Annotated in this window: 18 protein-coding genes; 8 read left to right on the top strand and 10 right to left on the bottom strand. The window is 51.2% G+C overall.

Annotated features, from left to right (window positions below):
* Window positions 1-50 precede the first annotated feature (50 nt).
* Window positions 51-3,671 (top strand): BACON domain-containing protein, encoded by a 3,621-nt coding sequence (locus JMI88_RS16825; protein ID WP_201363093.1) that lies wholly within the window; start codon window positions 51-53, stop codon window positions 3,669-3,671.
* A 29-nt stretch (window positions 3,672-3,700) separates the two neighbouring features.
* Here JMI88_RS16825 and JMI88_RS16820 read toward each other — a convergent pair whose 3' ends face one another.
* Both JMI88_RS16820 and scpB read right to left on the bottom strand, forming a co-directional pair.
* The gene (locus JMI88_RS16820; RefSeq protein WP_201363092.1) at window positions 3,701-4,681 is read right to left on the bottom strand and encodes a deoxyribonuclease IV; all 981 of its coding nucleotides are present in this window, start codon (window positions 4,679-4,681) and stop codon (window positions 3,701-3,703) included.
* Entirely contained in the window at window positions 4,641-5,243 is a 603-nt protein-coding gene (scpB, locus tag JMI88_RS16815; RefSeq protein WP_201363091.1) for an SMC-Scp complex subunit ScpB, read from the bottom strand. The genes JMI88_RS16820 and scpB overlap by 41 nt, the downstream gene beginning before the upstream one ends.
* A gap of 141 nt (window positions 5,244-5,384) precedes the next feature.
* Here scpB and ubiG point away from each other — a divergent pair, with 141 nt between their 5' ends.
* A complete protein-coding gene (gene ubiG / locus JMI88_RS16810; protein WP_201363090.1) occupies window positions 5,385-6,104 on the top strand; it encodes a bifunctional 2-polyprenyl-6-hydroxyphenol methylase/3-demethylubiquinol 3-O-methyltransferase UbiG in 720 nt (239 codons plus the stop codon).
* Window positions 6,105-6,133: 29 nt separating this feature from the next.
* On the opposite strand, the gene JMI88_RS16805 is transcribed toward ubiG, so the two are convergent.
* Together JMI88_RS16805 and JMI88_RS16800 are read right to left on the bottom strand one after the other, a co-directional pair.
* Window positions 6,134-6,724, bottom strand: a complete 591-nt coding sequence (locus tag JMI88_RS16805; RefSeq protein ID WP_201363089.1) for a helix-turn-helix domain-containing protein — start codon at window positions 6,722-6,724, stop codon at window positions 6,134-6,136.
* Between the two features lie 34 nt (window positions 6,725-6,758).
* A complete protein-coding gene (locus JMI88_RS16800) occupies window positions 6,759-7,511 on the bottom strand; it encodes an RNA polymerase sigma factor (protein ID WP_201363088.1) in 753 nt (250 codons plus the stop codon).
* Between the two features lie 531 nt (window positions 7,512-8,042).
* Here JMI88_RS16800 and JMI88_RS16795 point away from each other — a divergent pair.
* On the top strand, window positions 8,043-9,203 hold the full coding sequence (locus JMI88_RS16795; RefSeq protein ID WP_201363087.1) for a radical SAM/SPASM domain-containing protein: 1,161 nt from the start codon (window positions 8,043-8,045) through the stop codon (window positions 9,201-9,203).
* A 62-nt stretch (window positions 9,204-9,265) separates the two neighbouring features.
* On the opposite strand, the gene JMI88_RS16790 is transcribed toward JMI88_RS16795, so the two are convergent.
* The 5 genes from JMI88_RS16790 to purK all read right to left on the bottom strand — a co-directional run bounded on the left by JMI88_RS16790 (window position 9,266) and on the right by purK (window position 14,658).
* Complete coding sequence (locus JMI88_RS16790; protein ID WP_201363086.1) at window positions 9,266-10,210, bottom strand: ribose-phosphate diphosphokinase; 945 nt, start codon at window positions 10,208-10,210, stop codon at window positions 9,266-9,268.
* Window positions 10,211-10,551: 341 nt separating this feature from the next.
* Window positions 10,552-11,637, bottom strand: a complete 1,086-nt coding sequence (queA, locus tag JMI88_RS16785) for a tRNA preQ1(34) S-adenosylmethionine ribosyltransferase-isomerase QueA (RefSeq protein WP_201363309.1) — start codon at window positions 11,635-11,637, stop codon at window positions 10,552-10,554.
* Window positions 11,634-12,665, bottom strand: a complete 1,032-nt coding sequence (ruvB, locus tag JMI88_RS16780; protein ID WP_201363085.1) for a Holliday junction branch migration DNA helicase RuvB — start codon at window positions 12,663-12,665, stop codon at window positions 11,634-11,636. The genes queA and ruvB overlap by 4 nt, the downstream gene beginning before the upstream one ends.
* Before the next feature lie 211 nt (window positions 12,666-12,876).
* On the bottom strand, window positions 12,877-13,482 hold the full coding sequence (locus JMI88_RS16775) for a 5-(carboxyamino)imidazole ribonucleotide mutase (protein ID WP_201363084.1): 606 nt from the start codon (window positions 13,480-13,482) through the stop codon (window positions 12,877-12,879).
* A gap of 9 nt (window positions 13,483-13,491) precedes the next feature.
* Window positions 13,492-14,658 carry a 5-(carboxyamino)imidazole ribonucleotide synthase gene (gene purK / locus JMI88_RS16770; RefSeq protein WP_201363083.1) on the bottom strand — a complete coding sequence of 389 codons (1,167 nt, stop codon included), beginning with the start codon at window positions 14,656-14,658 and terminating at the stop codon, window positions 13,492-13,494.
* Window positions 14,659-15,232: 574 nt separating this feature from the next.
* On the opposite strand from purK, the gene JMI88_RS16765 reads away from it, so the two are divergent.
* The 3 genes from JMI88_RS16765 to JMI88_RS16755 all read left to right on the top strand — a co-directional run bounded on the left by JMI88_RS16765 (window position 15,233) and on the right by JMI88_RS16755 (window position 16,045).
* Window positions 15,233-15,454 (top strand): carboxymuconolactone decarboxylase family protein, encoded by a 222-nt coding sequence (locus tag JMI88_RS16765; RefSeq protein ID WP_201363082.1) that lies wholly within the window; start codon window positions 15,233-15,235, stop codon window positions 15,452-15,454.
* Window positions 15,455-15,472: 18 nt separating this feature from the next.
* Complete coding sequence (locus tag JMI88_RS16760) at window positions 15,473-15,739, top strand: carboxymuconolactone decarboxylase family protein (protein WP_201363081.1); 267 nt, start codon at window positions 15,473-15,475, stop codon at window positions 15,737-15,739.
* A gap of 66 nt (window positions 15,740-15,805) precedes the next feature.
* Window positions 15,806-16,045, top strand: coding sequence for a hypothetical protein (locus tag JMI88_RS16755; protein ID WP_201363080.1), 240 nt, complete (start codon window positions 15,806-15,808; stop codon window positions 16,043-16,045).
* A gap of 155 nt (window positions 16,046-16,200) precedes the next feature.
* Here the strand turns inward: JMI88_RS16755 and ychF are convergent, their stop codons facing one another.
* The gene (ychF, locus tag JMI88_RS16750) at window positions 16,201-17,376 is read right to left on the bottom strand and encodes a redox-regulated ATPase YchF (RefSeq protein WP_201363079.1); all 1,176 of its coding nucleotides are present in this window, start codon (window positions 17,374-17,376) and stop codon (window positions 16,201-16,203) included.
* Window positions 17,377-17,749: 373 nt separating this feature from the next.
* On the opposite strand from ychF, the gene JMI88_RS16745 reads away from it, so the two are divergent.
* Both JMI88_RS16745 and JMI88_RS16740 read left to right on the top strand, forming a co-directional pair.
* On the top strand, window positions 17,750-17,980 hold the full coding sequence (locus tag JMI88_RS16745; protein WP_201363078.1) for an FmdB family zinc ribbon protein: 231 nt from the start codon (window positions 17,750-17,752) through the stop codon (window positions 17,978-17,980).
* Window positions 17,981-18,051: 71 nt separating this feature from the next.
* A complete protein-coding gene (locus JMI88_RS16740) occupies window positions 18,052-18,561 on the top strand; it encodes a hypothetical protein (RefSeq protein WP_201363077.1) in 510 nt (169 codons plus the stop codon).
* Window positions 18,562-18,667 lie beyond the last annotated feature (106 nt).

Here is an 18,667-nt window from a genome sequence, read left to right as displayed (position 1 = left end):
TTTTATCACATACGGCGGTAATAGATGCTGATGCGTCTACTGAGGTGATTATGCGCCCTAGTACCGCTCCGGTGTTACGTGCTGCTCACGTGAGAACTCCTGCTGAGCGTGTGAGTTCCTCTGCTGGCAATGCTGCACTTACTAAGAAGCGTTCACAGGCTGCTCGCTCAAAGGTTCTGGTGGCTCCTTCCACAGATGGTTTTGATACAGAGCCTACGCGCCGGTTGACCTGGCAAAAAGTTGTTGAAACTCCCAGTCGTCCTGTCGCGGTATATCCTCCACGTCCTCCTTTGCCCCTGCAATCCTTACCAGTATTGCGGCACCTGCCTTATAGCTGGTTTGCGCTGCCGCGCGTATTATTTGGGCCAAAATCTATCTTTTGGGTTTGCCTGGTGCTGGTCTTATTGTTGGTTGGTGGTGGCACGCTGAGTATGGTGGAAGCATTCAAGCATAATTCTTCCGCGGCCAGTCAGTCTTCTGGGCCGGCGTTGCAGGTTAATCCTAGCAGTGCCGATGTCGGGGCTATTTTATCTCTCTCTGGTAGTGGATTATCGCCTCACGCGCTGATCGGGCTCTTCCGCGATAATGCTATTCCGATTAGTGATACGAATAACGCTTCTGCAATTTATGCTGATGCCACTGGTACAATTAATGATACTGTGATCATCGGTTCAGATTGGGGTGGCGGTCCACATACTATTATCTTAGAAGATGCCCATACCCATCGCTATATCTCGACTCCTATTCAGGTTACTGGCAGTATTGGTCCGTTGCGCCCGGCCCATCTGCGTTTGTCGGACAATGAGCTGGATTTTTCGGCCGGAGATCAGGCGACTAATACGCTGAAGAAGATGTCGTTATCCAATAGTGGCGCTGGCCAGATTACATGGCAGGCTACCACTACTCAGCCCTGGTTGATGTTGAGTCCTCAGGGGGGAACGCTGTCCGCCAATATGCCACCTACGGATGTAATGGTGGCCGTTAATCGCGCGGATCTACAGCCTGGTGATTATACTGCCCAGGTACTCTTTTCTTCCAGCGCTGGCGATAGCAAGCTTCCGGTTAAGATGAAAGTTTTGCCGTTGCAGGCGGAACATGGCCCTGTGTTGCAGTTGTCTCCTGCGCTCTTATCCTTTACTGGAACTGATGGTGGCTCTAATCCAGATCCACAGGTGATTACGGTGAGCAATCCTGGTGCTCTGCCATTAGATTGGAAGGCGACCGCCGATGTTCCCTGGCTGAACGTCTCGGCTTCTAGTACGCGAGTTGAGCCTTCGGGTAGCTCGACTGCTACCATTAAGGTCAATACGAGCTCGCTCTTGCCCGGTACATATAGTGCCCATGTCACCTTTACTGGTACAGGTACAACGTCTGTGTTGCATAGTCCTCAGAGCGTCTATGTGAGTGTAACCATTACGCCAAATTGTAGCTTGATGGTGTCTCCAGGCATGCTAAATCTCACCAGCATCTATCAAAAAACTGATCATGTCTCGCAGGCGATTACATTAAATCAAACCCAGAGTTGCGCTGGCTCCGTTTCCTGGAGTGCGAAAAGTAATACAGCCTGGTTGTCAATCAATCAGGCGCATGGAGTGACGCCCGCGGCCCCGACGGTTGTGGCGAGTACTGTAAATCTTGATCCGGGCAATCATACCGGCTCAATCACTTTTACCTCCAGTTATGGAACTCAGGTATTATTAGTGAGCGTAGCTGTAAGTCGGTCAAATGCACCATCATTAAGCGTTGGCCTGTCTACTATCTCTTTTGGAGCTAATGCGAGCGGAACCAGTCCGCCTGCGCAGGTACTCAGTTTGAAGAATAGTGGCGGGGCTGCTCTTTCGTGGTCGGCTTCGGCGACCACGCTGGTGGGTGGTAACTGGTTGCACCTGAATCAGACTTCGGGTCAGCTGAATGCTTATCAGTCTATGTCTATCAAGGTGCAAGCTACTGTGCTTGATACGATGACTCCCAATACCTATTCGGGCATCATCCGCATCTTTGTTCGCGATGCGGCGGGTAATTTACTGTCGCAGAATCCGCAGGTTATCCCTGTCAACTTTGTTGTGGGAGCCGCCTGTACGTTGCAGGTTTCTACCCTGCCATTAACGTTCTATGGCTCTGCTAATCAGGTGAATACGAGTGGCGCTGGTAGCGCCAATTCGGTCCATGTGGTGAGTATGACCGCGAGTAGCTCTTGTAAGAGTAATTTGAACTGGCAGGCTAGTCCATCTACTACTGATGGCGTGAAATGGTTACAGGTTACCCCCGGTAGTGGTTCTATTGCTCCCACTAAGTTGGCTAAGACACAGGTCAGCGTTAAGCTGGCTGGTTTGAATGCTGGTCCCTATTCAGGTCAGGTGACGTTGATTGCGACCGATCGCAGTCAGAAAATCGTCAGCAAGCAGCACATCAATGTTTATTTGACGGTGCAGCCTCCCTGTACGTTACTGGCTCCTACACCCGCTAGTTTAAATTTTTCGGCCCTGGGCAGCGCAGTACCGGGCCCGCAGACCTTTAAGGTCGGCGTGGTTGGTACCTGTGATGGTGGCACTGTGAATGTTAGTGCTGGAGGGGTGACGGCAAATTCACAGGACTGGTTGGTCATTTCACCTCAGCATGTCGCCCTTCATAGTGGGGAGACCGCAACGTTTACTGTGAAACCGAATACGGCAAATCTACCTCCAGGAAAGCAGTACCTTGGCGCTGTTGCTCTGGCCGCCCTTGATAATGGAATAGCGATTGTAGCAAGCCCACAGTCGATACCGGTGTCATTAAGCCTGGGTGGAACTCCTAAGCTGACCGCTGGTCCCGGCTCTTTGAATATGAGTTCCTCTGCTGGTAAGTCATCTCAGTTGATTGCTATTAGCAATATCGGGGATGCCCCTTTAGACTGGACTGCTTCTTTGCCGAGTGGTACGCCTGCGTATTTTTCGCTGTCGGCCAATGCGGGCAAGCAGCTTGCGGCGGGCGCTTCCACTAATGTTGCTCTGCTGATCGATACTACCAATGCTCCTGCAGGCCCTTATTGGCCAAATGTAATCATCAATGCTACCAATAGCCTGACCGGTGGGAACGTTGGAACGGTGACTATTCTTGTTACGATTACGGTGGTTGCGCCGCCAGCGATGAGTATCGATAAGGCAGACCTGTTTTTTAGCACAACTGCAGGCAGCGATCCAACTAACCAGTCTGTGACGATTAGCAATAGCGGTGGGGGAACTTTGAATTGGACTGCGTCGGTTCCTGATCAGCTCTGGTTGAGCCTGGGATCGACTTCGGGCCTGGCGAATGCCAGCACTACTTCGACATTGGTTTTTAAGGTGAGTGCCAGTGGTTTAGCTGCTCAGGCTTATACTGCTTCTACTACTGTAACACCTTCGAGCGGGACTCCAGTGACGATTACGGTACACTTAACGGTGATAGCGGCTGCTCCCACTCCTGTGGTTACGCAAGCGCCTGTTCCATCTCCTCAGGTAATGCTAACTCCAACCGCGCAGGTGAATTTGACGCCTGCGCCAGATCCAAAACCGTCAATTGGCCCCATGCCTACTGTGGCAGCTCAAATACCGGTTGCTGCCACTCCTGGTGTGGCTTCAACGCAGGGGCCGGTTGTTAATTCAACGACTGGCCAGGGGGTTCAAGCTGCTAACACAACCCCGCATAAACGCTGAGATCATTGCTCCGCACGTCAGGATTGCGCTTATGCTTGTACCTGTATTTCTGCGTTGCTGAGCTGCCGCGTCGGTTGAGGATAGCCAGCTAGCTCTTTGGCTCTGGCGATCTGGCGGCTATCATGTTCCCAATCTTCTTTACTGTTTTCGTCCAGCTTGATCGGCGTCTCCATGAGAATCGCACTATGCTGTACGCGTAGGTCTTGTAGAAGCGTTTTGAGGCCTGCCTGGCCAATGATGCCTTCACCCAGCCGAGCATGGACATCGCGATGGCTACCCAATGCTTTCTCTGTATCATTGAGGTGAATAACCTGCAGGCGCTCCAGGCCAAAGGTATTATCGCACTGGTTCAGGACCTGCAGGGCGGCCTCGGCTGTTGAGATGTCATGGCCAGCTCCCCATAGGTGGGCTGTGTCAAGGCATACTCCCAGTCGGTGTTGGTACTGTGGTAGTTGATTAAGTACGATGGCGAGATGGTCAAAGCTATGTCCCAGGGAGTTTCCTGCTCCTACATCATTTTCCAGCAGGAGCATGACTTCCTCGGGCGTCTCAGGTAAGATGCGTTCAATTCCCCGTGCGATACGGGCCAGGCCTGCTTCTATACCAGTGCCTCGATGGCTGCCAGTATGAAAGACTACATAGCGGGCCCCTAATAGTGCTCCCCGCCGTAAGGTCCAGCTCAAGAGCGCAATGGATTTTTCCCAGACGATATCATCAGAGGTACCTAGATTGATCAGGTAAGGTGCATGTAGTACGATTGGATCTAGCTGGCAGGCGCGAGCCGCTTCCGCAAATGCGGCGCAGAGCTTTGGATCGTCGGCGGGTGGTCGCCAGCTGGTCGGATTGCTGGCAAAGATTTGGATGGCTTCGCAACCAATTTGTTGCGCTGTCTGGGCAGCTTTTACCATTTTTGAGTTGGTGGGCATGTGTCGGCCAATACGCATGGTTAGTTGTTCCTCTTCCTCTGCTTTACTGGGGAGTATTTGTTGCTGTGCCAGTATCCTGATCATCTGAATGTTCTTCAGCTGGCCTCGATAGCGTGAAGCCCGGCAACTCTTCAAGCGATGTCAGACCAAATTGTTGTAAAAATTCTGCCGTCGTGGCAAAGAGGGCAGGACGTCCTACTGTCGGCGCTCGACCCACCTCTTCTACCAGCCCATGTTGCAGTAAACTCATCAATGCGCGGTCGCTATTGACACCACGAATGGCTTCAATCTGGTTGCGCGTTAAGGGCTGTCGATAGGCGACCACTGAGAGCGTTTCTAACGCTGCTGAGGTTAGTTTGGCGGTCATAGGAAGCCCTAACAGCGCAGCCACATAGCGTGCGTTCTCTGGCGCTGTCACAAGCTGAATTTGCTCACCCAGCAATTGCAATCTTATGCCCCGCGTTTGCTGGCGTAAATCCCGTTCTAACACCTCAAGAGCAGTAGTCAGTTGCTCTTCATTAACCGTCAGCAACTTACGTAGCTCGCCCCGTTCTAGAGGACGCCCTGCAACAAAAAGCAAGCTCTCGATGGCAGCTGCCCACTCTTTGTGATGCACCTGCTCCCGTCCACCCTGATCATCTAACATCTTCTGTTCCATTGTAGAGAAAAGTATACCATAACCATAGATTTTTGTGTGAAAAAAACCAATGTGGCACGTTACTATGCTATAACTCCTACAATGGTTGTGTAACGCATATACTGAAACAGTGAAAGTAGGTCATTACATATGGTGTCGCGTCCATTTTCCCAGAACGATATCTTTGCTAACTATGGATGGTACGAGAAACACAATTTGCTTTATCGTATAACCTCGGATCGTTGTAACTATATTGAGTCGCGTATTGAGCGTGTATTTGGTCGCAACGCTCTGGCTCAGCAAGAGATTCTAGAGGTTGGCTGTGGGGGCGGCTTGATTTGCCGCGAATTGGCGCGCCGTGGAGCTGTTGCGACCGGCATCGATCCAGTCGAGGGTGCGCTGGCCGATGCCCGGCGTTATGTACAGCAAGGGCGCCTGGGACATAATGTTTCATTCGATCATGGTTATGCCGAGTCTCTGCCCTATGCCGATGGTAGCTTTTCGGTTATTGTGTGCCTGGATGTGCTGGAGCATGTGCGCGATTTACAGGCTACGATCCATGAAATCGCGCGCGTACTGGCCCCCGGCGGTATCTTTGTGTTCGATACCATCAATCGGACGTTGCTGGCACGGCTGGTTTTGATCCAGATTGGTGAGCGCTTCTTCCAGAAACAAGGTCTGGTGCCAGGATTGCATCATTATGAGGCCTTTATTAAGCCAGCTGAGCTCCAGTCTCTGATTAGCCGCGAATCGCTACAGGTTCAGGAGCTGACCGGCTTTATGCCAAAGGTGATTGAGGGACGCGTGGCCCTTGCCCCGGGTTGGTTTAAGGGCGTTTCGTATATTGGTTATGCCACAAAAGGGAGATAGGAACGGACATACTCTGCTGGTTGCTGCGGTCAGTCTAGCCAGAACTGTTGATCTTCTCTGGACATTGTGCTGCGTGCGATAGCTTCGGCAAAGCTCTGCTTCTTGGGACCTTGCTGCGCCTGGCTCGCCGCTTCACGTGTCTGGCGACGGTTCATGGTCAGGGCTGGCTGGCTGCCACCGAGTGCGTTGCTAAATTGTTCGATGCTAACCTGAAAAAATTGGGCCAGTTTCTCTAATTGACGCTGACTCAAGCTGACCAGTTCGATGGCTCCGCTTTCGAATTTATTCCAGACGTCTACACTGAGGCGTAGTCCTCTGGCGGTCTCTACTTTGTTCAGATTGCGGCTCTTGCGCAGTTCGGCCAGTGTCGCGAAGGCGGTCTGGGGCTCAAAAACGCGCTCAAGCGCGCTGTTCAGCGCACGCCTGGTTAATGGCAGCAGGCTTGCGGTTTGATCAATTGCTTCTGTGCCGCCAGTGGCTTGATAACCAGCGATAAAGTCGATCAATTCATCTTGATATGCTGGATACTCCTGGAGGATACGTATCTGCGCCTGAGTATCTCCTGATTCTTTGGCGGCAATCCAGGCCATTTTGAGTTGTTTTAATTCGGGAGTGTTCATTTGAGTACTCCTTTCCGTTCCCTTTTGCTTGGTATTATGATTGTTGCTGCAGTGCTGATTTATATGCTGGCTGATGTTGTTCTCTTATCACACATTCACGTAGGTAGCTACGCGCCCGTTCATAGCGCAGGCGTACCGTGCGCTCCGTTTTTTTACATAGTCCCGCAATATCGTCCCACTTGAGCCCCTCGATGGCCCGCAAGGTCATGATCTGGCGGTCCAGTGGATCGCGTAAATACGTTAAGATACGCTGGCTTTCATCCTCTGCATGCATTTCTTCATACTGGTCACGCGGATCTGCAACATCCGATGCTGACTGATTTTCATCATCGGCCGGAGCTGGTTGCAGCGTTTCTATCAGTGCGCGTGGCACATGCTGTGGTCGTCCGGCGGGGCGACCTTCGGCGTCACGTCGATAGCCCAGGCCTTCTTGACGAAGAACGCGGTTAAATTCATCGACGCAGAGACAACGTAGATAGTGAATAAAATTTTGTGTGATAAATATTTCTCCCGGATCTTGCGCTTCGCGTAACAGGTGCTCACCCATGTTCGCGATCGCTTCTTCCCGTAATTCTGGACGGTGACGTAAGCCCTGCGTGTGACGCTGAAAGGCCGGTGCGCTGCGTTGCAGCAACACCTCGCAGAGAAAACGCATTCCAGCATCATTGCCCGCAGTCTTTTGTGCGCGAATGTTTATAACAAGCTCACTCTCACCGATCTCATAGCGTCCCTCGGCCGTTCGACGGTGTAAGCGCTCATTAAGTGTATGATCACTCAGGTCGATCATTCAGTCCCCCAAAAGTAGTACTACGGTGGTTTGCTTTTGTGGCTCCTACCAACTCTATTCTTCTACACTCGCTAAAAGCGGAAATTTTTGTTGACGCTTTCTTTAGGATAACAGAATTTGTTAAGCGTGGAAAGTACAGCACAGCATCAGAAAATCCATGACGATGGGAAGTAAAGCGCCCCCATACGGGCGGGCGCATGCGCGCCCGCAACTGTTTTAATGAGTAGTGCAGAAAAAAATGTGCACAGCACATTTTTTTCTGCACTACTCATTAAAACAGTTTTGAGCTCCGAAGGAGCGTAGTGTGAGGGGCCGAAGGCGCGAAACGTATAGCATTCAGACACACTCTTATATTGGAGATGTGCCAGCACATTTAATAGCTATGATACGAAAGTATATAGCTATTGATACTTTTGCTCCTACCGACGAACGCTGCTCTGATTTATATTTGCAGGGTGATGATTGATTATAATATCTACCCCTGTTTTGCGATAGGCATGCGGAAGTGGTAGGAGAGAGGATCTATGGAGTGTGCTTGAGATCTTACCAAAAGTTGCCAGGCTCCAGGCATCGTATGTGCTGGGAAAGCCACTGGCGTTACCAATCAATCTGACGGTCAGTGTCAGCTACCGTTGCAATTCGCGCTGCAAAACCTGTAATGTCTGGCAGCGTCCCAACGATGATTTTACCCTTGATGAATATGATCGCACCTTTGCCTCCCTGGGTCGGGCGCCCTACTGGTTTACATTCAGCGGCGGCGAGCCGACGTTGCGTAAAGATTTGCCCGCTATTGTTGCCTCGGCCTATCACCATTGTCGCCCGGGCATTATCAATATTCCCACCAATGGTATCCAGGATAAAATTATTCCCACGCATATTGAGCAGATTTTGCAGGCTGCTCCTGCTTCAGAGGTGATAGTTAATCTATCATTGGATGGCATCGGGGAGAAACACGATCAGATCCGTGGCGTTGACGGCAATTTTGAACGCGCTATGCGTACTTATGCGGGCTTGAAAGCTCTTAAGGCCAGCTATAAAAATTTTACCCTGGGCGTACATACCGTGATCTCAAACTTTAATATCGATGATTTTGAGGATATCTATCATTTTGTTAAAAATGAGCTGCAGCCTGATTCGTTTATCAGCGAGATCGCTGAGGAGCGCGTCGAATTGGATACTGTGGGTACGGGTATCACACCTTCTATTGGTTTGTATCAGCCGGCGATTGAGCGTGTGCAGGAGGGAATGCGCCAATCGCAGCCAGTCGGCGTTTCGCGCATTACCCAGGCCTTTCGCGATCGCTACTATGATCTCGTTAAGCGTACGCTGGTGGAGCAACGCCAGGTTATTCCTTGCCTGGCTGGTGTGGCTTCAGCTCAGATTGCCCCCAATGGTGACGTGTGGACCTGCTGTATCCGCGCTGAATCAATAGGCAATTTACGGGATTTTGACTATGATTTTGGCGCTACCTGGCGTACTGCTAAAGCCGATGCTCTGCGCCGTAGTATTAAAGCCGGCGAATGTTATTGTCCTCTAGCCAATGCCGCTTATACCAATATGCTTTGTCACCCATATACTGTGGCCAGCGTCGTTCTGGAAGTGGGACAGCGCACCCGTGCCAATATGCTCAAAAAGTATCGCCGTACACCTCCCGGCCGCATGCTACCCGTCGTCTCCATTAACCAAAAATAGGCGCGCCCCTTGCGGGCGCTTTAATCCTTGTCGCCTTGAAATGTGCAGAGGCGCACCTACGGTTAGATGGTGTCAAACAGGCTGCTGACCGATTCACCATTATGGTTGCGGCGGATCGTTTCGGCGATCAGGGGGGCCAGCGAGAGAATGGTCATGTTAGGTAGTCGTTTCTCGGCCGGTATCGGTACCGTATTGGTGGTGACAATCTCTTCGATATCGGGCTGATTTTTGAGGCGCTCAATGGCTTTACCGGTGAAGAGGCCATGGGTGCAGGCAACGAAAATTCTGCCGACTCCACGTTCGCGGACGTGCTGCAGAATTTCAACGATGGTGCCACCATTGGCGATCTCGTCGTCAATGATAATGACGTCTTTGCCACCCACGTCGCCGACAATGCTGTCGATGATGACCTTGTCATCGCTGACTCTTTTCTTGCTTCCTGCTGCGACTGGCATATTGAGGAGGCGTGAGAAATAGGTGGCCGATTTGGCGTTGCCGAGATCGGGCGAGACGACAATACCGTTGGTCAGGTTATAAGAGCGGAAGTGCTGGGCCAGCACGTTGAGGGCGTTTAAGTGGTCGGTGGGGACACTGAAGAAGCCATGTACCTGCGGGGCGTGCAGGGCCACTGTGATGACACGATTGGCTCCGGCTGTCTGCAGCAGATCGGCTACCAGGCGGCCTGCAATCGAAATACGTGGAGCGTCTTTTTTGTCCGAGCGTGCATATGCATAGTATGGTATAACTGCTGTCAGGCGTGCCGCGGAGGCGCCACGGGCCGCGTCTAACATAAATAACAGTTCCATCAGGTTTTCCTGGACCGGGGTTACCAGTGGCTGTATCAGGTAGACATCACTCTCACGGCAGTTTTCATTCATCTGAACATAGAGGCAGTCATTGCTGAAATGTTGAATGTGAGTCGGCGAGAGCTGAAGGCCCAGATATGCACTGATTTCTTTGGCCAGTTCCTGATGAGCACTGCCACTGAAAATAGTAATGTCACGCATAAATTTTTATCCTTATATTCCTACTTGAAGGTATACCACTCAATCGGATGAGCTGTCCTGGGGACAGCATCGCTGATATTTTTATATTACTATAATAATGAGGCCAGTAGGGCACAAAATAGAGAAAGAAAAGGAAATCCTTCTCTTTTCAAATTATTGCTGTGAATTCTCATTAGTTATTGTGACATTTGTGTTATTGTAGCGTCAAGGATAGGTGCCGCAAAGTCCTCCCATCCTTGTGGCTAACTTTATACTGGCCCGCATCAGTTTTTTTACGGTTTTTTCCGATTCTGCTGTTGTTTTGTAACGATTTCTGGCCCGATTTGTTGTCGGCTATAGAGCTATAGCAATAACATTGCATCTCCAAAGCTGAAGAAGCGATAACGTTCTTTTATTGCTTCCTGATAGGCCTGTTCCATCAGGTCTTTTCCCATGAAGGCGCTGACCAGCAACAATAATGTTGAGCGGGGCAGATGAAAGTTGGTGATCATGGCATCTACGACCTTAAAAGGGGTACCGGGAGTGATAAAGAGCCGGGTGTTGCCTTTGTAGGGAGCGATTTCTCCGTTGTGAAATTTGGCGATGCTTTCAAGTACACGCACCGAGGTGGTACCCACTGCTACGACGCGTCCACCGGCTTGCCTGGTTTCGTTAATGAGTGCTGCCGTGTCTGCATCGAGCTCGATTTCTTCGCTGTGCATTTTGTGTTCACTGACGTTTTCGTGCTCAACTGGTCTGAATGTATCCAGTCCGACATGCAGTGTGACAAAGCTGGTACGTACACCCTGCTGGCGTAAGCGTTCTAATAGTTCCGGGGTAAAATGCAGGCCAGCCGTGGGTGCAGCCGCCGAACCCTGAATGCGTGCATAGACCGTCTGATAGCGCTCTTGATCTTCCAGCGTTTCATGGATGTAGGGGGGGAGTGGCATACGGCCAACCTCATCAATGCGTTGGCGCACATTGAGTAGCTGATAGGGATCGTTGCTATTGGCCGACTGCTCGGGAACCGAGAAATGCACGATACGTCCACCAGCCTCGGTACGCTGTTTAATTTCGCCAATCAAGCGTGGAGGCTGGCCCTGGTGTCCAAAATGGATACGAGCTCCCTCGCGCAGGCGGCGTCCAGGTCGCACCAGGGTTTCCCAGTGATCTGGACCCAGGTTGTTGCGCTCGGCGAGCAGCAGCACCTCGGCGACGCCGTTTGTCTGCTCCCGATAGCCCAGCAGACGAGCCGGGATGACGCGACTCTGGTTAGCGATCAGAAGATCGCCAGGCCGCAAGAACTCGCCCAGATCTCGAAAATGCCGATGTTCGAATGTTTTGTTCTCGCGCCGCACAACGAGGAGCCGCGAGGCATCTCGCGGCTCAATCGGGGTCTGCGCGATTAATTCTAATGGTAAATCGTAATCAAAATCACTTATCTTCAGGATGTTGTCCACAGACTCTGTCCACTTTCTCCGCCTGGTGCTGTCAAACCTAAATGTTGATATGCGGCCCTCATGGCAATACGGCCGCGTGGCGTGCGTGCGATAAAACCTAACTGCAGTAGATAAGGTTCATAGACATCTTCGATCGTCTCTGAATCTTCGCTGGTGCTGGCCGCCAGGGTATCCAGTCCCACGGGACCACCATTAAACTTGTTAATAATGGTCAGCAGCATGTTACGGTCGGTTTGATCCAGGCCGATTTCATCTACTTCCATTGCGTCCAGCGCCGCTTTCGCTACCTCTCGGGTGATCACGCCATCGGCTTTGACCTGTGCGTAGTCGCGCACACGCTTGAGCAGGCGGTTGACGATACGAGGGGTACCTCGTGCCCGACTGGCAATCTCCTCCACGCCTTCCATGTCGGAGGCAACCTTCAAAATGCGCGCCGACCGGGCCACGATCTGTTTCAGTGACTCCTGATCATAATATTCCATGCGATAGATCGCGCCAAAGCGATCGCGCAGTGGGGCGGTCAACGAACCTACGCGCGTGGTTGCCCCTACCACGGTAAATGGAGGCAGGTTGAGTCGTAGTGACCTGGCGCTAGGACCTTTACCAATCATAACATCCAGCGCAAAATCCTCCATGGCGGAATAGAGACGCTCTTCTACCGCGCGTGCCAGGCGATGGATCTCATCAATAAACAAAATCTCGCCCGGTTGGAGCGACGTCAGGATTGAAGCCAGATCTCCGGCATGTTCGATCGCTGGACCCGAAGTGGTGCGCAAATTCACACCCATCTCGGCGGCAATAATATTGCACAGCGTCGTTTTGCCCAGTCCTGGCGGGCCATACAGCAACACGTGATCCACCGATTCATTACGGCGACGCGCAGCTTCCAACAAAATACTCAGGTTTTCTTTGATTTTTTCTTGACCGACGTATTCAGACAAGTGACGAGGGCGCAAACTTCCTTCAATCAGTTGTTCCTCTTCACTGATGTTGGGTGAAACGAGGCGGTCCCCCATATTTATCTCCGATATGAAACTAGTGTTCTACAACGTGTCGCTCACATTATATCAGAGTTTACCCCCCTCGTCGAGCCAACCAAAATACCCTCATCCTTTCGGATAGGGAACGGCATCGCCCATAGGTTCGGGCCTTGCGCCCGATTTCCCTCTCGCCACGAGCGCCGCAACAAAAAACAAGGTGCGGGCGCGCATGCGCCCGCCAAAAGCGCTACGCGCTATACCCTTTTAATTTATGTTCGAGGGTCTGGTTTTGTTTGGCCACGCGTTGTTTACGCTTTTCGGCATATGCCAGCAGCCGCTCTTTGATGGTGGGATCGGCAATTGCCAGCTCTTTAGCCGCATGGATGGCCGCATTCACGGCGCCCGCATCGCCAATTGCCATGACCGCGACAGGTGCGCCCTCGGGCATTTGCACCATAGAGAGCAAGGCATCGATCCCTTTGAGCGCACCAAGATCGCGCGGAACGCCAATCACCGGCAGGTCAGCTCGCAGGTCAGCGATATTGCCGGGCAGATGGGCCGCTCCACCTGCGCACGCAATGATCACCTGGACCGAAGCGGGCAGATTATCGATATGCCCGACCACTGTGCGCAAGTCGCGATGTACCGAGTTGATCTGCACCAGGCAGGGAATACCAAACTCGTTACGTAACGTGTCTACCGCTTTCATCATTAAAGGAAGATCCGAATCACTTCCCATCGTGATTAATACCTTAGGCTCCCCTCGTGCGGCCGAGCCGATGCCTTCGGGAGAGACCAGTACTCCGTACTCCTGGTTGAGCGCTGCGCGTATAGCTTGTTGGTTGTCTGACATGATGTTTAGCTATATCGAGAGTGTTGCCCTCGCCTCCTTCGCTTGCTTATAGACTGTGGCCAGGTCTTCGCCGACAACGGTGATATGGCCCATTTTGCGATCAATTTTGGTTTCTCGCTTGCCATAAATGTGTGGGAAGACATGCTCATGATCATAATCACGGGACCACTGAACGTTGGCGGATCCATTGCGCTCGCCAAGGATGTTTTCCATCACCGCTGCCGGGTAGAGTAGGGTTGTGGAGGGAAGTGAAAGATTGGCGATAGCGCGCAGGTGTTGTTCAAATTGGGACGTCTGGCAGGCTTCAATGGTGTAATGACCTGAATTATGTGGTCGTGGGGCAATCTCGTTCAGCCAGAGCTTGCCTTGCTTGTCCAGAAACATCTCGACTCCGAAGATGCCGATGCCTTCCAGCCTGTCGATGCTCTCGCTGGCCATCTTTTGTGCTTCGGCCTGTAATGTGGCTGAGATCGGAGCGGGCGCCAGCACTGTGAGACAAATGTCGCGCTCGTGAATCATCTCGACAACTGGAAAGGTAGAACTCTCCCCGCGTTCATTGCGAGCAATCATGATACCGAGCTCTTTATCCAGGTCCAGGCATTTCTCAACATAAAGCTCGCGATCACCTAATTTTGTGCGTGCCTTCTCAATATCATCAGGACCATTGATGCGGGCGTTACCTCGTCCATCATAAGCATCTTTTTTAGCTTTCAAAACAAGTGGATAATCCCATTCCTGCGCTGCTTGCTCAATATCATGCGGCGAAGAGACTGAACGATAAGGCACCACTGATATACCGTGGCGCGCCAAAAATTCCTTCTGCTCAAATTTATTCTGGATAATAGCAAGCAACTCGGGCGAAGGATAAATTTTTACGCCCTCAGCCTGCAAATCTTGCAAAGCCTGCGTATTGATATGCTCGATTTCATAGGTCAAAATATCTGCACGCTTGGCCAGTTGACGCAATGCAACTGGATCTTTCAAACTGCCCATAATCTGTTCCGCTACCGTAGAAGCGGGACATTCAGGCGTTGGATCCAGGACCACGACTGAAGCAAAGCCCAGTTTACGCGCCGCTTCACTGATCATCAATCCTAACTGCCCACCTCCGATAATACCAATCCGGGTTCTAGTAATAACTGCTAATTCCTGAGTATGTTGTACTGCTGTATTCACTTGCTCGGCTCTCCTTTGTATCACGCTTATTCATTGTAAACATGAGCCAGCACCCCTGTCAAACGGAAATCATAATTGAGACTTGTAGGTTCGACCCTTGCGGTCGATTTCCCTTTCCCCATACGATCCCGTTCCCTGTACACATGACGTACATATGACATTCGCCAACATCCATCCGTGCCGTCCTTGCGGTCGGATAGGGGGGTCAGGTAGGGAGGAATCTGACGCAAAGGTCGAACCGAGAAGGGGATGTTTCGAGCGCAGGAGGAGAAATCGGGCTCAAGGCCCGAACCTACGTTTGCAAAAATTTGAATGATACGCTTACCCTGTTTTGCCCTTGATTTTTGGACCAAAATATGTTATTATATATAAGTGTTCGAGAGAAGTCAGCTGATTGACTTCTTTTTTTTACGCCCATTTTCCCACTCTGCCTCTCTCTCAAGCTTCCTGATACATATTTTTGTAGGCCGACCGACTGCCCCCCATTACCCTGTTCTGGCTTGCATGCATTTCGTCTGTCTCATAGAATAGGAATGATATTATTCAGTATGTATTTTTGGGGAGGAGGTTGTGTATGCCACGTATTCAACCTGATGACTCGGTGCAACTACCTGAGCATGCAACCAATGGTAGTTCTACCATGACGACTCTGTTTAAAACGATGGCGCATCGACCTGATATAATGCAGAGTTCTATGCAGCTGGTGGAAGCTGCCATGCGCGGCGGCACCGTTGAGCCACAGCTCAAGGAGCTATTGGCCATTCGAGTGTCACAGGTGAATTTATGCTTCTATTGAGAGCACGCTCACACTGCCTTGGCAAGGCAGATGGGATTGGACGAGGCGCTGCTTGACGCTCTTTATCATATCGATCAAAATCGACACTTGTTTACGGAGCGCGAGCTGGTAGCCTTGCGTTATGCGGAAATTGTAACTACAAGCGCCCGTGATGTGAATGAAGATTTGTGGGATGAACTGCAATTCCACTTTAACGATGGCGAAATCGTCGAACTGACCACTGTCATCGGCATCTTCAATTTCTTCAATCGTTTCGCGGATGCTTTAAAACTTGACGAAGCTTAAAAACCGGGTATTGAATATTTACATCAAATTGTTGAGGGCCCGGCTAAATTCAGGAGTAAAGACGTTATGCCTACTAACGAAGAGAAATATCAGGCACTTTTAAAAGATTTACGTGAGCTGGGTGTGTATTTGCATGGGCGCGGCGATAAGACGCACGCCCTTTCCCAGCAGTTTGCTGAAAATGCTAAGAAAGATGCATCCAATCGCGAGTTTGATCTCAATCAGTCACGCATGCTGGACTATCAACACCACCTGTGGCATGAGATAGGGAATTTGGTCGATAAGCTGATCAAGCAACATGGTTAATATTACCTTTTATATTCGTTGGTACAAACTGCGCGCCGCGCAGTTTGTACCAACGAATATAAAACCTTTTGAGCACCGAAGGTGCGAAGCGTCAGGGCCGAAGGCGCGTACCGCCTGGCTTTCAGACACATTCTGAGCTAGTGGCCTGGATTTGATCATTTGCCGACGTTGAAGCGGAAGTGGGCAATATCGCCGTCTTTAATCACGTATTCTTTACCTTCCAGGCGCAGGACACCTTTTTTGGTGGCAGCAGCAAATGAGCCACACTCCATAAAATCGTTAAAATGGACTACTTCGGCACGGATGAAGCCACGCTCAATATCTGAGTGAATCTTGCCAGCCGCTTCTGGTGCTTTGGCGCCCTGGGTGACAGTCCACGCGCGAACTTCGTCTTCGCCAGCTGTCAGGAAGGTGATCAGGTTCAGCAGGCGATATCCCACCTGGATGACACGATCAGAGCCCAGTTTAGGTAGGCCCAGCGACTCCAGATATTCCTGCGCATCCTCCTCTGGCAACTCTGACAGCTCCGCCTCCAGGCTGGCGGAGACGGCGGCTACCTCTGACCCCTCGCTCTTTGCCTGTCGGGCCACGCGCGCGATGCCCTTGAGCTCTGCGTTCAGACTCTCGTCATCGACGCTCTCACCGGCGTTAATCTTGTCCAGGAGCTCGTTGGCCTCGCCCAGCACACCCTCGCTGACGTTCAGCACATACATGCGCGGCTTCATTGTCAATAAGAACAACTCTTTGAGCAGGGCATGTTCTTGTTGTCCCAGTTCCAGATCCTTCACCAGCTTAAACTCTTCTAAAGCAGCCTGGAAGCGGTGCAGAATCTCCAACTCGTGCTGATATTTTTTATCGCCCGATTTGGCGGCCCGCGATGTACGTTCTATACGCCGTTCCACCGAAGCTAGATCGGTGATCATCAGCTCCGCATTCAAGCTCTCCAGATCGCGATAGGGATCGATCGTCTCATTGATATGGGGTACATTATCGTTGGTAAAGCTGCGCAGCACTACCGCCAGTGCATCAGCATTGCGAATGTGTCCCAGAAATTCAGCGCTCAAGCCTTCCTTTTTATCCTTGCCCGACTGTGCCGCCTGTCCCATACCGGCCACATCCACAAACTCAACCGTGGTCGGGGTAACCTTTTTAGGCTGAAAGATTTCGGCCAGCGGCTGTAAGCGCGTATCTGGAACTTGAACCACTCCCACATTAGCCTGAACGGTACTGGTGGCATACCCACTGATCGGCGCTCCCGCCTGCGTCAAGGCATTAAACAAACTCGTCTTACCACTTTGTGGCAATCCGATAATTCCTATTGTCAGGGCCATATTGTCCTCTTCCTTCTCCTTGATAATCTATCTAATAGCAATAATCTATCTATAACTGGCACACATTGTACCTCAATCCGCAAACTATCCCCTTCTCCCCCACCCACTTCCTCTCCCCCTCCCTCCGCCGCCGCAGGCAGCCTCAAAAAGCGGGGATGCAAGGGGCGGCGAGCCCCTTGACTGGGGGTTTGGCGAGCATGCTGGGGGCATGATCAAGCTGTGCCCCCAACTTGCCCTCCTCCCCCCGCCGCCGTAGGCGGCAAAAAAAGAGAATTATAAAGTGACCACATTATAGCTGACTTGACGCAGTCAAAGCCAGACACTACAATATCTGTTGATATACAGCACTTTCCATATATAGGAGGAACCCTTAATGCCATTGTTCGAGTACTATTGCTCAGACTGCAAAACCAGATTTGAGCTCCTTGTCAGCCATAAACATGCTGACGACGTTGTATGTATGAAATGCCATAGCGAAAAAGTTCGTCGCCTGCTCTCCGTTTTCGCAGCTCCCCGTGGCGCTGGCGAAGATTATGCATTCGACGACGCACCAGGAGCCGAAGGAGGCTGTGGTTGCGGTGGCGGTTCTTGTGGTTGCCATTAATCTTTCATATGGACAACAACAAATCCCTTTTTCTTCTATCAATTTTCCTAAGACGAAATCAGGTTTGTCTTATGTTATTCAATAAAGTGAGCTACCGGCGGGGCATCATCGAAGGGGTTATTATTTATGCCATCGGTAGGCTCGGAGCGCTAATTACCCCCGCTTTCTTTCCCGATTGGATGTTTGTCGCGGTCCCCTTACTGTTTTTGGTATTCCAGTATATTCTACCACCAGTGTGGGCGGCACGCCGTATGACTTCAACGAAGCGAGAGCGACTCAGTAAGCGCTTCTGGCTTTTGGGGCCACGCATCGCGGCTATTTGCTTTGGGCTGGATGTCGTCATTAGCCTTTTTTGCGGCTTGCCCTTAACGATGTTCGAGGTACAACAGGGTCCCGTCGTACTACGCCTGTTCGCGAGTGGTGCCAGTCATCTGACTATACCTGGCTACCTTTTCTATGAGCTGCGAACCGCCGTCTTTTTGTTTGTATTTTATACAATCGCGGTCGTTTGTACACGCCTGGCCGGTGGTGGTTTTCTGCGCTTCACTATGCCCGCGGGTGGCAATCGTGTAACATTGTAAATTGAGCATCTATAAGGGTTCATACTATTATAAGGTGAACCCTATTTGTCATTCTGTGAATTCTTTCTTACCCCTCCATTATATTGTTTATTGTAGCCTGTATTAT

The organism is Dictyobacter formicarum, assembly GCF_016587435.1.
Note: the sequence above shows the minus strand (reverse complement) of the source record. Positions and strands in the feature narration are given on the sequence as shown.

Coding starts and splice junctions, on each gene's coding strand:
- ubiG (WP_201363090.1), top strand. CDS start 5,385: ATGGTGTCGCGTCCATTTTCCCAGAACGATATCTTTGCTAACTATGGA.
- ruvB (WP_201363085.1), bottom strand. CDS start 12,665: ATGGGGGACCGCCTCGTTTCACCCAACATCAGTGAAGAGGAACAACTG.
- JMI88_RS16805 (WP_201363089.1), bottom strand. CDS start 6,724: ATGAACACTCCCGAATTAAAACAACTCAAAATGGCCTGGATTGCCGCC.
- scpB (WP_201363091.1), bottom strand. CDS start 5,243: ATGTTAGATGATCAGGGTGGACGGGAGCAGGTGCATCACAAAGAGTGG.
- JMI88_RS16755 (WP_201363080.1), top strand. CDS start 15,806: ATGCCTACTAACGAAGAGAAATATCAGGCACTTTTAAAAGATTTACGT.
- JMI88_RS16825 (WP_201363093.1), top strand. CDS start 51: ATGCGCCCTAGTACCGCTCCGGTGTTACGTGCTGCTCACGTGAGAACT.
- JMI88_RS16800 (WP_201363088.1), bottom strand. CDS start 7,511: ATGATCGACCTGAGTGATCATACACTTAATGAGCGCTTACACCGTCGA.
- JMI88_RS16745 (WP_201363078.1), top strand. CDS start 17,750: ATGCCATTGTTCGAGTACTATTGCTCAGACTGCAAAACCAGATTTGAG.
- JMI88_RS16820 (WP_201363092.1), bottom strand. CDS start 4,681: ATGATCAGGATACTGGCACAGCAACAAATACTCCCCAGTAAAGCAGAG.
- JMI88_RS16775 (WP_201363084.1), bottom strand. CDS start 13,482: ATGTCAGACAACCAACAAGCTATACGCGCAGCGCTCAACCAGGAGTAC.
- JMI88_RS16765 (WP_201363082.1), top strand. CDS start 15,233: ATGCCACGTATTCAACCTGATGACTCGGTGCAACTACCTGAGCATGCA.
- ychF (WP_201363079.1), bottom strand. CDS start 17,376: ATGGCCCTGACAATAGGAATTATCGGATTGCCACAAAGTGGTAAGACG.
- JMI88_RS16790 (WP_201363086.1), bottom strand. CDS start 10,210: ATGCGTGACATTACTATTTTCAGTGGCAGTGCTCATCAGGAACTGGCC.
- JMI88_RS16740 (WP_201363077.1), top strand. CDS start 18,052: ATGTTATTCAATAAAGTGAGCTACCGGCGGGGCATCATCGAAGGGGTT.